We start from the raw sequence: 12,678 nt of genomic DNA, 5'->3' as shown, positions 1-12,678 counted from the left end.
ACAAGGAGAGAGAATGGAGGGAGTACGTCACTTACCTCGAAGCCAACGGGCTCCCCGTGGAGACCAAGAAGGTGACCGAGTGGGAGCTGGAGAGGTACTTCTACGTTTGAGCCCTTCTCAGTTCTTCTCCTTCCTCAGGTGCACGAGTATTGATGCCCCTATTATAAGCGCCCCGCCGAGGAGCTGAAGGGGCGTTAAGGCCTCGCCAAACAGGATGTAGGCGAGGACTATTGCAACCACGGGCTCAACAGTCGCAACTATGCTGGCCCTGCTGACCTCGACTTCTTTAAGGGCGTGGTTGTAGAGGGTGTAGCCGAGGAACGTCGGGAAAAACGCTAAACCGAGGAGGTAGGGAATCGCTCCCATCGGGACGGAGAACTTAGAGAAGGGGGCAAGGAAGAGTAGGCCAAAGAGCAGGGTCATGAAGAGAACCCTCTCGGGCCTCTCGTTTCTGACACCGAACTTGGCCAGAACCCCGTAGAGGGCGTATGTGAAGCCCGTCGCTATGCCGGTCAGTAAAGCCAAGTGGCTCACGTTGAAGTCCACGTTGCCAGCAACGAGAAGCACTCCAGCCAGCACCATTACCAGTGCGATTGCCTTCTCGGTTGTTATGGGCTCCCTGAAGATTAATCTGCCGAGGATTACAGAGAAAGCAGGGGCGGTGTAGATGAGCAGAACCGCGAAGCCGACCGATGAGATTTTGACGGTGTAGAAGTAGAGGGTGTAGAATGCGAAGACTCCGACAAGACCGTAAACCGCGTAGAACCACAGTTTCTCGCGCGTGAAGGGGTTCTCACGCAGGAAAAGCGAGATGTAGGTTCCGAGGATTATCAGGGCAAAGAGGACTCGCCAAAAGACCATCGTGAAGGAATCAACGTTATAGCGGTAGATGTAGGTGGCGAATATCCCTATCGTTCCCCAGGTTGAGGCGGCGAGAAAAACTAAAAAGTAGCCCCGTTTCATAGGCTCACCTCAAAAGCTCGGGCCCAGTGGCAAACGGCGCTTGTGCTCGCTCCTCTTAACGAGGTTCTCGACGTATTCGACCCGCTCGATTGGTATGCCCAGCTCCTCGGCTATTTCTTCCTTGTCCTTCAACAGGTCAACGAGGCGCCAGAGGATTTCGTCGAGGAGGCGGTAGCTTATGCCGAGCTCATCCTCGTCGGTCTGACCCTCCCAGAGGCCAGCGGTTGGCTTCTTCTCGATTATCTTCTCAGGAACGCCGACGAGCTTAGCAACCTCCCAGACCTCGGTCTTGTAGAGGTTTATGAGGGGCGCGTAGTCGCTCGCCCCGTCGCCCCACTTGGTGAAATAACCCGTCAGGAACTCGCTCCTGTTGCTGGTTCCAAGGACGAGGTAGTTTTTGGAGTTGGCGTGGGCATAGAGGAGAACCATTCTCACCCGGGACATTATGTTGCCGAGGCTCCTCTTGTCGGGCTGGAATCCGAGCTGGGAAACGAACGAGTCAACAATTGGCCTTATGCTTATCTCCCTGCACTCGATTCCGAGGGAGGAGCAGACGAGTTTAGCGTCCTCAACGTCCTGGTTCTGGTAGTAGGGCATTATGAGTCCGAGGACGCGCTCCCTTCCGAGGGCTTTGACGGCGAGATAAGCCGTTGTTGCACTGTCTATGCCCCCGCTTATCCCTATCACGACGCCCTCAGCGTTAGCCTCCTCAACTTTCTCCCTAATAAAGGCAGTGATTATCTCGACGACGGAGTTGAAGTCAAGCTTCCTCATTCCCTCTTCCCCCTGAGGGTGTGGGTGTATCCAACCCACAGGACAACGGTGCCGACGAAGGCAAGGATTGCCGCGGGTATCGCGAGGTCGGAGTAGGGGTAGCTTATGGCCTTCGCCCTGTATGTGTAGGTGACGGTGCCGTTAATAACCATTACCTCGGGCCTGTCGGTCGGGATGAACGTGGCGTTTCCGGTTATGTTATATACAGCCGTGAAGTTGCCCCAGGAGACCTCAACGGTCGCGTTTTTCGAGCTGAGGGAGAGGCTCCTGTTGCAGTAGAAGTACCTGTTCTCAAAGGTATCGTTGCCAAGCGCATGATTACCTGGACCGAGTGTTCCGCTTGAGTAATAAGAAGGATGCCCCGTCTGGAAGACGGCTATTGCCGATAGAATCATGGCGAGCAGTATCATGATAAAACCTGCAACAACGAGCCTTGAGCTCAGAAACACTTTGAGGGCTTCTTTCATGGGCATCACCGAGAAAAAAGAAAGGGGTCAGAACTTACCGACGAGGTGGCACTCGGCGAAGTGGTTGTGCTCGTACTCGATGAGCTTCGGCTGTTCAACGTCACAGAGGCCCTTCTTGGCGTAGATACACCTCGGGTGGAAGCGGCATCCGGGCGGAATGTTGACGGCGCTCGGAACCTCACCCTTAATCGGAAGCTCCTTGATGACGTTTCTCCTCTCGGGCTTCGGCTCCGGAACGGCAGCGAGCAGCGCCCTCGTGTACGGGTGGAGCGGGTTGTCAATGACCTTCTCAGCAGGGCCCATCTCGACGATTCTACCGAGGTACATGACGGCAATCCAGTCGGCGAAGTACCTGGCCGTTGAGAGGTCGTGAGTGATGTAGAGGTACGTGACGCCCATCTTGTCCTTGAGGCTCTTCATGAGCTCAAGAATCTCTGCACGAATTGACACGTCGAGCATCGAGACCGGCTCGTCGGCGACGATAAACGTCGGGTTCAAGATGAGGGCCCTTGCAATAGCAACACGCTGCCTCTGTCCACCAGAGAGCATGTGCGGGAACCTGCTGACGTAGTCCTCGGGTGGGATAATCTTGACCATCTCAAGGGCCTTATAGATAAGCTCCTCACGCTCGGCCCTGGTTTCACCGATGCCGTGGATGAGGAGGGGCTCCTCAAGGACGTCGAAGATTCTGAAGCGCGGGTTGAGGGAAGCAAACGGGTCCTGGAATATCATCTGCACCCTTCTTCTGTAGGCAAGGAGCTCCTCCTTGGTTTTAATCTCGGTAACGTCCTCGCCCTCGAGGTAAATCTTACCGTCGGTTGGCTCAAGGAGCTTGACGATGAGCCTTCCGGTGGTTGACTTACCACAGCCACTCTCACCGACGAGGGCAAAGACCTGCTGCTTGTAGATTTCGAAGCTGACTCCGTCAACCGCGTGGACGAAGCGCTGAGGCTCACCGCGCAGGCTGGCGAGGAGACCCCTCTTGAGCGGGAAGTATTTCTTGAGGTTTTCAACCTTGAGTATCGGCTCGGCCATTCTCAACACCTCACAGCAACCAGCATGCCGCGTAGTGGTCCTTATCAATCTCCTTCAGCTCGGGCTCCTGCTCCTTACAAACGTCCATCGCATAGGGGCACCTCGGGTGGAAGCGACATCCCTTCGGCGGGTTGATGAGGTTGGGCGGCTGTCCGGGGATGAACTCGAGCCTCTCAACGTCCTCGTGAAGCCTCGGTATTGCCGCGAGGAGCTTCTGGGTGTACGGGTGGGCCGGCTCGTAGTAAATCTTCTCGCTGTCACCAATCTCGATAATCTTGCCCGCGTACATGATGGCGACCTTGTCGCTAATCTCGGCGAGGATGCTGAGGTCGTGGGTGATGAATATCATTGAGAGGTTGAGCTCCTTCTTGAGCCTCTTCATGAGGTTGATAATCTGCGCCTGAACGATAACGTCAAGGGCCGTCGTCGGCTCGTCGGCTATGACGACGCTCGGCTCCATGAGGAGGGCCATGGCAATAACGACACGCTGTTTCATACCACCCGAGAGCTCGTGGGGGTAACGGTAAACGATTTCCGGGTCGAGACCGACGAGCTCAAGGTACTTCTGAGCCCTGTCAAGGGCCTCCTCCTGGCTCATTCCCTTGTGGTATATGAGGGGCTCGGTCATCTGGAAACCGATGGTGTAAACTGGGTTGAGGGCGTTCATTGCTCCCTGGAATATCATCGAAATCTTCTGCCAGCGGATTTCCTTCCTTAGGACGTCCTCAGGAAGGCCAACTATCTCCCTGCCGTCAATCTTGATGCTTCCATCAACTATCTTTCCTGGAGGGGTGGGCATACCCAAAAGGGTAAAACCAAGGGAGGACTTGCCACATCCGCTTTCTCCGGCAAGTCCAAGCACTTCTCCCTTCTTAAGGTCGAAGCTGATGTTGTCAACGGCCTTGACGACACCCTTGCTGGTGAAGTAATACATCTTGAGGTTCCTAACTTCAAGGACGTTCTTAGCCATCTAAACCACCTCACGCGCGCTTGAGCTTCGGGTTGAGCACGGTGTCGAGCGAGACACCAATCAGGACGAATATCAGTCCGACGAAGGCGATTGCAAGTCCTGGCGGGATGACCTGCCACCAGTATCCGTTGAGTGTTGCACCGTTGGCGTTGGCGGCGTTAAGCATCTGACCCCACGTAATCATGTTGTTGCTCGTAAGGCCAAGGAAGCTCAGTCCGGCCTCGCTGAGGATTGCTCCCGGAACGCTGAGGGCTATGCTGGCGAACGCGTACGGTAGGAGCTGCGGAACGATGTGCTTGAAGACTATCCTTCCCGTGCTCGCACCGAGGGCTCTCGCGGCCTCAACGTAGGTCTGCTCCTTAATCTGGAGTGCCATACTCCTCGCGACCTTGGTGGTTCCCATCCATCCGAAGAGCACCAGGATGAAGACGAGCTGCTTGAGGTTAATCTTACCTCCGAAGTACAGCGAGAGCAGGATGAGCATCGGAAGCACCGGCAGGGTCATCATGAACTCAGTGAACCTCTGTATTGCCTCGTCAGCCCATCCGCCAAGGTAGGCACTTGTAACTCCAATGAGAACTCCAATGAGAACTGTACTGACTGAAACGGCGATACCTATGGCCAGGGCAACGCGGATACCCCAGAGGAGGCCAAGGGCAATCGGCCTGCCGTACTGGTCGGTTCCGAGGAGGCCGTAGGTTCTACCAACGAGGGCAACCTTGAAGTTGCTGAAGTCAACCTGAACGTCGCTCGGAACTGTGACGACTATAGTGAACTTGTACGTGCCCTGGAGGGCTTCGGGGGAGTTAACTATCTGGTCGAGGGTGCGGAGCTTTCCGTTGTCAGTCATCTTACCGAAAATGACCTTCATCGGGTCCATTGACTGGTAGTAACCGTAGAGGGTCGAGTTCATTTGAACCTGCTGGGTGAGGTACATCATTTTCATATCCATTGGAAGGTCCTCAGGGATCTGCATTGGAAGGGTGAATATGCCGTTCTCGTAGAGCCAGTAGAAGATGAGGCTCTTGACTTCCTGAGTGTAGGCAAGCTGGACGACACCGCTTGATGGGAGCTGGACGTTGTAGAGAAGCATGAGGGAGTTGTACTTAAGACCGTTTTCCTTGGGCCTCTCAACGTACATTGTGACCAGCGGGTTGTCCTGGGGCCTCTCAGCGGTCGAGTTAAGGCCAGTGATGACTATGTCCTTGGGCGGAATGTCGTACCTCATGTCATAGGTAAACGTCATAGTGTAAACGGTGTAGCTACCGTTCTGGGCCTTGGTGAGATGAAGGTCGTCTATGGTGTACTCAACCTGAGGTGCCCTCGTCTCGCTCACGAAGTAGTTCTCCCACGAGGGAGGGGCGTTCTTGGGATTGGTAACCCAGGCGGTTCCAGTCTGCCATTCCTTGGGTACGTCTGGACTGGTAATATAAGGAGCGGCGATTGCGAGGACTATGAGGACGATGAGGAAAAATAATCCGAACATTCCACTCTTCTGGTGTTTGTAATCCTCCCAAAACCTTCTGACGCTGTCCTTGAAATCAACCCATCTCATTTACACCACCTCACGAGCGGGCTGCGGCGCCAATCCTGATTCTCGGGTCGAGGTATGCGTACAGTATGTCCGCGAGCACCATTGAGAGGACAGTGAGTATTGCGAACATGTAGTTCAGTGCCATCATCGTCTTAACGGCGTTGAGCTGGAGCGCCTCGTAGTAGAGACGTCCCATTCCCGGCCAGTTGAAGACTATCTCGGTAATCATTGCACCGCCAAGGGAGCCTATGAGACCGAAGATGACCATGGTGATAATCGGCGGAGCGGCGGCCTTGAGGGCGTGACCGTAGATAATCTTCCTCTCGGGGACACCCTTTGCCCTAGCAACCATGATGAAGTCTTCCTGCATGGTTCCAATCATGATGTTTCTGGTCGTCCAGGCCCAGCCACCGAAGAGGTTGATGACGATTGTAACGACCGGGAGGCTCATCTTCTTGAGGATGTTTGCCCAGCCGGAGACCTGAACCTGTGAGTAGAGAGTTATCGGTAGCCAGCCGAGGTAGACGACGAAAACGAGTATCATGAGCATTCCGAGCCACCACATCGGAAGGCTCGTGGTGACCATTGCCAGGATGGATATGGTTCTGTCGAGCAGGCTTCCAGGACTGCGGGCGCTCTTGATACCGAGGGCAAGACCTATGATGATAACCAGGATTTCCGCGGTTGTGAAGAGGAGAACGGTCCTCGCAAGGGCTGTCTTAATCTGGTCCGTTATGACAGTGGTTCCAAAGACCTTCTGGAAGGATTGTCCCCATTTGAAAAAGAACGTATTTATCGCGTATTCCCACGTTCTCTTCCAGTAGGGCTGGTCGAGGTGGTAGTACTTAATCCTGGTCTGCTTGTACTGCTCAATGAGCTCCTGAGAAGGCTGGGTGTGGTGGGTCTGCGTGTAAGACCTGACCCACATCTGCACTTCCTCGTTCACCTGGGCGGTCAGCTGTATTGTTGCGAGCTTCGTGAAGAGGGCGGACATCAACAGAACCGCCAGGAAGAGGATTATCACAGCGTTTATCAAACGGTACGCCACGTACTTTCCAAAGCTCATCCCCATTCTATCCCCTCCAGCAGCGATACTACTGGCTCTCCATGAAGTCAACTTTTACGTGCCAGTTAAAGTTTAAATAGTTTTCCCCAAAACGAGCACAAATGTACACATTTTGAACACAAGAACAGCCGTGTTCATCAGGTAGGAACAAGAAAAAGAGGGAAAGGAAATCACTTCCTCCTCCTGAGGAGGAGCGGCACTATGGCAAGGCCGACGATGAAGGCCGGGCCACAGAGTTCCTTCTTCTCCTCGCCACCGGCGCTGGATGAGGTAGTTGGCTTCTCAGTGCTGGGCTTGCTGGTGGTCGGCTTCTCCTCACTGCTGGTGGTCTGCGTGGTGGTGGTCGGGGTCTCCTTCGGGGCGGGCATTATTGACCTAGCTGAGAGGATGCTGCCAACACCGCTTATCGGGTCAACGAACTCGACCTTTATCTTCTTGTTGAGGAGGAAGAAGTTCCAGGTCTCGGCGGTGTAGACACGCGGAGCGTTGAGCGAGTGAGTACCGTAGGCGAGCTTGTAGAGGTCCCAGAACTGGTCAAGGCTCTCGAGCTTGACGGTGTCGTTGTTCGGTCCGGTCCACTTGGCGAAGGCAAGCAGGCTGGCGAGGTCGTAGCCGGTCCAGTCAAGGATCTTCTCAAGCTTGTCTGGAGTGTTGTAGTACTTGAGGTCAACGGTGCTTATGAACTTGGCAAGGTCACCGTTGGCAGTAGCGTCAACGAGGTCCCTGACGGTCATCGGGTTGTGGTAGTCGGTACCCCAGTTCGGGTCAACGTAGATGTCGAAGAACCAGAAGTCCCAGGCAAGGCTCGCAACGTCCTGGATTCCGCTGACGACCCAACCCTCAGTGTAAACGTGCCACTGGAGGGTGGTCGGGTCGCTGAGGTAGACGGCCTTGCTGGCCTGGCTCCTCTGCCACTGGAGGAGGTCAACCTTGAAGCCCGCCTTCTGGAGTATCTGGGCAAGGTACTTGCCCTCATCAAGCCTCTCGTCCTCAACACGAGCAATAATCTTCACGGTAACAGGCTCTCCGTCGAAGGTCCAGACGCCATCCTTCTTCTCAAGCTTGTGACCCTTCTTGGCGAGCTCCTGAGCGGCCTTGTTCATGGCCTCGTCAATCATCTTGATGGCGTAGGCCTCGTCACCCTGCGGGGTGAAGCCAAGGGCCTTGGCAACCTTCATGTAGTTGCTGTAAGCGTCAACCTGACCGCTGACGGCGGTACCGAAGAGCGGAGCACCGCTTCCCTGGAGGACCTGGCTGACGATGTACTGCCTGTTGATGAGCCAGTTCATAGCAAACCTGACCTCACGGAGCGCGAACGGGTTGAACTTAGTCTGGCCGCTTGAGTTGACGAGACCGGTCTGCGGGTCGCCGACGAGGTTGAGGTTAACGCTCCACCAGACGGCGATGGTCTTCATCGGGTTGAGATTGTCACCGTACTCCTGGAGGGCCTTGGCTATCTTGTTGTAGGGCCTGGCGTACCAGTAGAGGTCGTACTCGCCCTTGGCAACGGCGAGGATAGCGGTGTCGTCGTTAAGGCTACCGTAGATGTCAATCTCCTTCCAGTACGGGTCCCACGGGAGCTTCTTGCCGTTTATCTCATCGGGGTAACCAACCCTCTTGTTGTTGGCAGCCTTGAGAACGACGGTCATGGCCTTCGGGTCGTACTTCTCAACGTAGTACGGACCGTCGCTGATGATGGCGTTGTTGTACTTGTCAACCCAGCTGATGACGCTCTCGTAGCCCTTCTTGGCAAGGTCCTCAGTCAGTCCAGCCTGCTCCTCGCTGATGCCCCACTTCTGGAGGACGTCCTTGGCGGTCTCAAGCCAGACTGGGATGAGCTTTCCGCCGTCGAGTATGGCCTGAGCCTCGGCCTTGAAGTACTTCATCTGGTCGGGGTCAATCATGTCAATCTGGTAACCATCCTGCGGCTGCTCGCTCCAGGAGAAGGCCTTACCGTTAACTCCATTGGCAACCATCTCGCTCATAACGTTGTAAAGCTCCCACGGAAGAGCCGGCTTCTCAATGAAGTTGACGGCGGTCGCCCACTTGCTGTACGGAACAATGTAGTCCTGATAGATAGTGTACTCGATGTAGTCGTCGGTGACCTTGTTGACCTTGAAACCCATTATGGTCTCGAGGGTTCCCTGGGCGTTGTTGCCCCATTCCTCGTCGTAATACTTGTCGTCCTTGCCGTCCTGGTAGGCCCACTCCCAGGTCATGGCGTAGTCGAAGAGGTAGTCAGCGAGGGTTATCTTCTGGCCGTCAACCCAGGTTCCGAGACCGCACTTCCAAGTAACGGCGCTGGTAGCGGTCTTACCCGCGTAGGGGCTGACCCACTTCTTCTCGGTTCCATTCCAGATTACGGCATCGTCCGGAACCTGAACGTTGTACTTGACGTCAACGAGCTGGCACCTGTAGTTGTGCCTCTGGGCGTCCGGGCCCATAACTATCGCCGGGTCGTTGAGGAAGTACCAGATGCGGTGGGTGTAAACGTCGGTCATTCCGCTCGGGGACGGGTTAAAGACACCCATAAAGAGACTACCCTGGGCAGCAAGGTACACGATTTTAAGCTTGTCTCCCTGGACCGTCTGCGCGCTTGCTGGCTTGGCAACCAAGAAAACGCTAAACAACATCAAGCCCATAACAAACAGGCTTAGGGCTTTCCTATTCATACTCCACTGCCTCCTTCACTTTTTGGCAACGTTGCCACATACGGGGTATAATGGCATGAAGCTATACATCCGAGCCCTATTTAAGGGTTACGTTAGTGTAAAAGGAACGGAAATGCAACCAAGATGACAACGGCGCTATTCAAAATTGGAAAGAATCCTGAGGAGGAACACGGCAATGCGATATCGAGCATTCCCATGAAAAAGCAGCCGGTGGCACAGACTGGTTAAACGCAAAATAAGCAGATACTCTCCCCATAGAAAGTCGAAAAAAGTATCTCCTTCCGATTTCACAATCAAAAATCTTAAAACCCCGAACCAAAAAACCCCGTGCGGGCTTCAATGCACGAGCTCGTTTTAAAGGGAAAGTTCCTTTTCAAAGGACGGATTGTGGAAGGCAGTATAGGTGTTGACAACGGCAGAATATCAAAGATATCTGTTCAAGAGCTTCGTGGAGAAAAAGAGCTGGATTTATCCGGGTATCTAATCCTTCCGGGCCTCATGGACACCCACGTCCACCTCAGAGACTTCAAGCAGAAGGAAAAAGAAACCGTTGAGAGCGGGACGAAGGCTGCTCTACATGGAGGAATCACGGCAGTTTTTGACATGCCCAACACGAAGCCACCTGTCATGGACTCAAGGACCTTTGAGAAGCGCCTTGAGCTCTTCCGAAGGAATGCCTACGCCGACTATGCCCTCAGCTTTTTGATGAGGAGCAACTGCGGAGAGGCTAAAAAAGCCAGGGCAGATTTCTACAAAGCCTTTATGGGCGCCTCCACAGGCGGAATCTACTCAGAGGACTTTGAAAGGGACTACGCCTGCTCACCCGGCGTTCTGAGCGTCCATGCGGAAGATGCAGAGCTAATCCATGAGAAACCCGAGAGACCGCCAGAGGTCGAAGAAGTGGCTGTAAAGCGAGCTCTTGAAAGCGCTGAGAGTCTCAAAAAGCCCCTCAACATCTGCCATGTCTCAACGAGGGGAGGAATTGAAGCCATACTCCGAAAAAACCTCCCCTGGGTGAGCTTCGAGGTCACGCCCCACCACTTGTTCCTGACGAAGAGGAACTACGAGAGGAACCCGCTCCTGAAGGTCTATCCCCCTCTGAGGACGGAGGAGCACGTTAAAGCGCTCTGGGAGAACTTCTCGCGGATTCCTATAATAGCAAGCGACCACGCACCGCACACGCTCGAGGACAAGGAAGCGGGAGCGGCGGGGATTCCTGGGCTCGAGACGGAGGTTGCGCTCCTCCTCGATGCAGTGAACCGTGGGATTATAGATATCCTTGACATCGTTGAGAAGATGCACGACAACCCGATTAAGGTCTTCGGAATCAGAGGTAGGAACTTCGCCATCGGAAACGAGGCCACCTTTACGGTCGTTGACCTTAAGCGGGAGTGGACGGTCAAACCGGAGGAGTTCTACACCAAAGCTAAATGGAGCCCCTGGGAGGGAAGGAAGTTAAAGGGAAAGGTTGTGATGACGATTCTCCGCGGAAAAGTCGTTATGGAGGCTGACGAAATCGTAGGAAAGCCTGAGGGGGTTCGTTTGGATGTACAGCGTGGTTGAGCTGAGGGAAACCTGGGAGGTTGCAAAGAACGTTAAGGCCTTTAGGCTCTCGAAGGGGTTCGACTTCATGCCAGGGCAGTTCGTGATGGTCTGGCTTCCAGGAGTCGGTGAGAAGCCCTTCAGTCTGGCATGGAAGGACCTGCTCGTTGTCAAGCGCGTCGGGCTCTTCACCTCGAAGCTCTTCGAGCTGGAGGAAGGCGAGAGGCTGTGGGTTCGCGGGCCTTACGGGAGGGGCTTCGAGAGAAAGTGGAAACGGGTAGCGCTCGTCGCCGGAGGGATTGGAATTCCACCGCTCTACGCCCTCGCAAGGGCGTGGGGAAAGGACTTCGAGGAGATAACCCTAATCTACGGCGCCCGCTCGAAGGAAGAGCTGGCCATTCTCGATATCGAGGATTACGTGGACGAGGTTGTAATCACCACTGACGACGGCTCTTTTGGGAGAAAGGGCTTCCCAACGGACGTCTTAGCCGAAAGAAAGAGTGAATTTGAGGGGGTTTATGCCTGCGGTCCGGAACCCATGCTCAAGGCCGTTCTGAGGGTCATGGACTACGGAAACGTCCAAGTCTCGGCGGAGCGCTACATGAAGTGCGGAATCGGCGTCTGCGGTTCATGCAACCTCGGAAAGTACCTCGTATGCAGAGACGGCCCGGTCTTCGACGGGGTTCAGCTTAGGGGACTGCTCTGACCAATCACTTTTTAAGTCCCTTTTATCCGCTCCGGCCGGTGAGAGGATGAGGTACAGCTGGGAGGAGTTTGCGAGGAAGATGGGCGTCGAGCCCCAAATCCTTGAAAACGAGGAGGCGAGGCTCCTAAAGAAGTTCGTTGACGAGATGCTCTACCCGAGCCACTGCAGATACTGCCAGGGCCTCGATTTGAGCAATCCAAACCCCGTTCACCACCCGAGCTACGAGCTTACTCCAGCGTGCAACCACGACTGTATCTTCTGCTACTCGAACGTCGCGGTGAAGCTCGGGAAGGCCCCGAAGCCGGGCTACTACGGCTGGGAGAACCCGAAGGCGATAACCGTTTCGCAGTACGGGGAGCCACTGCTGAGCAAGCGAATAGTAGAGGTCAACAGAATGCTCCGCGAGAGGTTTCCCGAGGCGAGGCTCGACCTCCAGACCAACGGCTCGCTCCTCACCGAGGAGCTCTGGCAAAAGCTCGACTTCGACATCGTCATGATAAGCCTCGACGCCTCGACACGCGAAAAGCACCTCAAAATTACGAACGCCGACACCTTCGACGCCGTCGTCAACGCGCTGAGGATAGTTGGGAGCGACAAAAGCGTCCGCTCGGTTGTGAGAACCATATTCATGCCAGGAATAAACGACGAAGACATACCGAGGATAGCGGAGCTGGCAGCTTCCCTTGGAATAGACGAGATGCACCTACAGCCGTTGACGATTCACGAGCTCAACGTGGACCGGCTCAGAAAAGCCGGCCTCGATTTCGAGAGGGCCGAGAGCATGAGGGAGCTTCTCAAGACAGCGATGGAGGCAAAGAAGTACATAGACGTCAGGATAAGCGGTTGCCTTTTAGCCCAGCTCAAGAAAATGGACGCGCTCACGCTGTTCAGCGTCAGGAGGGTCGCGAGGGAAGTCGCGCCGGTTGTGAAGAGGGCGAGATTTGAGTAG

At 54.8% G+C, this 12,678-nt stretch carries 11 protein-coding genes; 3 read left to right on the top strand and 8 right to left on the bottom strand.

The genetic code is table 11. From position 1 onward, the window contains the following. Window positions 1-117: 117 nt before the first annotated feature. The 8 genes from MVO87_RS02040 to MVO87_RS02005 form a co-directional block, all read right to left on the bottom strand. Window positions 118-963: an EamA family transporter gene (locus MVO87_RS02040; protein WP_297516344.1), complete on the bottom strand. Its 846-nt coding sequence runs from the start codon at window positions 961-963 to the stop codon at window positions 118-120. 9 nt (window positions 964-972) lie between these two features. Then, entirely contained in the window at window positions 973-1,737 is a 765-nt protein-coding gene (locus tag MVO87_RS02035) for an NAD+ synthase (RefSeq protein ID WP_297516345.1), read from the bottom strand. Beyond that, window positions 1,734-2,210, bottom strand: a complete 477-nt coding sequence (locus tag MVO87_RS02030) for a hypothetical protein (protein WP_297516347.1) — start codon at window positions 2,208-2,210, stop codon at window positions 1,734-1,736. The genes MVO87_RS02035 and MVO87_RS02030 overlap by 4 nt, the downstream gene beginning before the upstream one ends. A gap of 21 nt (window positions 2,211-2,231) precedes the next feature. Next, window positions 2,232-3,239, bottom strand: a complete 1,008-nt coding sequence (locus tag MVO87_RS02025; protein WP_042691219.1) for an ABC transporter ATP-binding protein — start codon at window positions 3,237-3,239, stop codon at window positions 2,232-2,234. A 10-nt stretch (window positions 3,240-3,249) separates the two neighbouring features. Beyond that, window positions 3,250-4,209 carry an ABC transporter ATP-binding protein gene (locus MVO87_RS02020; protein WP_297552005.1) on the bottom strand — a complete coding sequence of 320 codons (960 nt, stop codon included), beginning with the start codon at window positions 4,207-4,209 and terminating at the stop codon, window positions 3,250-3,252. A gap of 10 nt (window positions 4,210-4,219) precedes the next feature. Further along, window positions 4,220-5,764 (bottom strand): ABC transporter permease, encoded by a 1,545-nt coding sequence (locus MVO87_RS02015; RefSeq protein WP_297513988.1) that lies wholly within the window; start codon window positions 5,762-5,764, stop codon window positions 4,220-4,222. Window positions 5,765-5,774: 10 nt separating this feature from the next. After that, the gene (locus MVO87_RS02010; RefSeq protein WP_342765090.1) at window positions 5,775-6,815 is read right to left on the bottom strand and encodes an ABC transporter permease; all 1,041 of its coding nucleotides are present in this window, start codon (window positions 6,813-6,815) and stop codon (window positions 5,775-5,777) included. Between the two features lie 164 nt (window positions 6,816-6,979). Beyond that, the gene (locus MVO87_RS02005) at window positions 6,980-9,442 is read right to left on the bottom strand and encodes an ABC transporter substrate-binding protein (RefSeq protein ID WP_297513985.1); all 2,463 of its coding nucleotides are present in this window, start codon (window positions 9,440-9,442) and stop codon (window positions 6,980-6,982) included. 378 nt (window positions 9,443-9,820) lie between these two features. Between MVO87_RS02005 and MVO87_RS02000 the strand changes: the two genes are divergently transcribed. From MVO87_RS02000 to MVO87_RS01990, 3 genes are read left to right on the top strand one after another with little or no spacing between them, the layout of a single operon-like run. Next, window positions 9,821-11,044: a dihydroorotase gene (locus tag MVO87_RS02000; RefSeq protein WP_297513993.1), complete on the top strand. Its 1,224-nt coding sequence runs from the start codon at window positions 9,821-9,823 to the stop codon at window positions 11,042-11,044. Next, a complete protein-coding gene (locus MVO87_RS01995; RefSeq protein ID WP_297552003.1) occupies window positions 11,028-11,729 on the top strand; it encodes a dihydroorotate dehydrogenase electron transfer subunit in 702 nt (233 codons plus the stop codon). The genes MVO87_RS02000 and MVO87_RS01995 overlap by 17 nt, the downstream gene beginning before the upstream one ends. Before the next feature lie 46 nt (window positions 11,730-11,775). Further along, window positions 11,776-12,678, top strand: a complete 903-nt coding sequence (locus MVO87_RS01990) for a radical SAM protein (protein WP_297552001.1) — start codon at window positions 11,776-11,778, stop codon at window positions 12,676-12,678.

This window comes from Thermococcus sp. (assembly GCF_027063845.1).
GTDB lineage: Archaea > Methanobacteriota_B > Thermococci > Thermococcales > Thermococcaceae > Thermococcus.
This window is presented reverse-complemented; position numbering and strand designations above follow the sequence as displayed.

Coding starts and splice junctions, on each gene's coding strand:
- MVO87_RS02040 (WP_297516344.1), bottom strand. CDS start 963: ATGAAACGGGGCTACTTTTTAGTTTTTCTCGCCGCCTCAACCTGGGGA.
- MVO87_RS02035 (WP_297516345.1), bottom strand. CDS start 1,737: ATGAGGAAGCTTGACTTCAACTCCGTCGTCGAGATAATCACTGCCTTT.
- MVO87_RS02030 (WP_297516347.1), bottom strand. CDS start 2,210: ATGCCCATGAAAGAAGCCCTCAAAGTGTTTCTGAGCTCAAGGCTCGTT.
- MVO87_RS02025 (WP_042691219.1), bottom strand. CDS start 3,239: ATGGCCGAGCCGATACTCAAGGTTGAAAACCTCAAGAAATACTTCCCG.
- MVO87_RS02020 (WP_297552005.1), bottom strand. CDS start 4,209: ATGGCTAAGAACGTCCTTGAAGTTAGGAACCTCAAGATGTATTACTTC.
- MVO87_RS02015 (WP_297513988.1), bottom strand. CDS start 5,764: ATGAGATGGGTTGATTTCAAGGACAGCGTCAGAAGGTTTTGGGAGGAT.
- MVO87_RS02010 (WP_342765090.1), bottom strand. CDS start 6,815: ATGGGGATGAGCTTTGGAAAGTACGTGGCGTACCGTTTGATAAACGCT.
- MVO87_RS02005 (WP_297513985.1), bottom strand. CDS start 9,442: ATGTTGTTTAGCGTTTTCTTGGTTGCCAAGCCAGCAAGCGCGCAGACG.
- MVO87_RS02000 (WP_297513993.1), top strand. CDS start 9,821: ATGCACGAGCTCGTTTTAAAGGGAAAGTTCCTTTTCAAAGGACGGATT.
- MVO87_RS01995 (WP_297552003.1), top strand. CDS start 11,028: ATGTACAGCGTGGTTGAGCTGAGGGAAACCTGGGAGGTTGCAAAGAAC.
- MVO87_RS01990 (WP_297552001.1), top strand. CDS start 11,776: ATGAGGTACAGCTGGGAGGAGTTTGCGAGGAAGATGGGCGTCGAGCCC.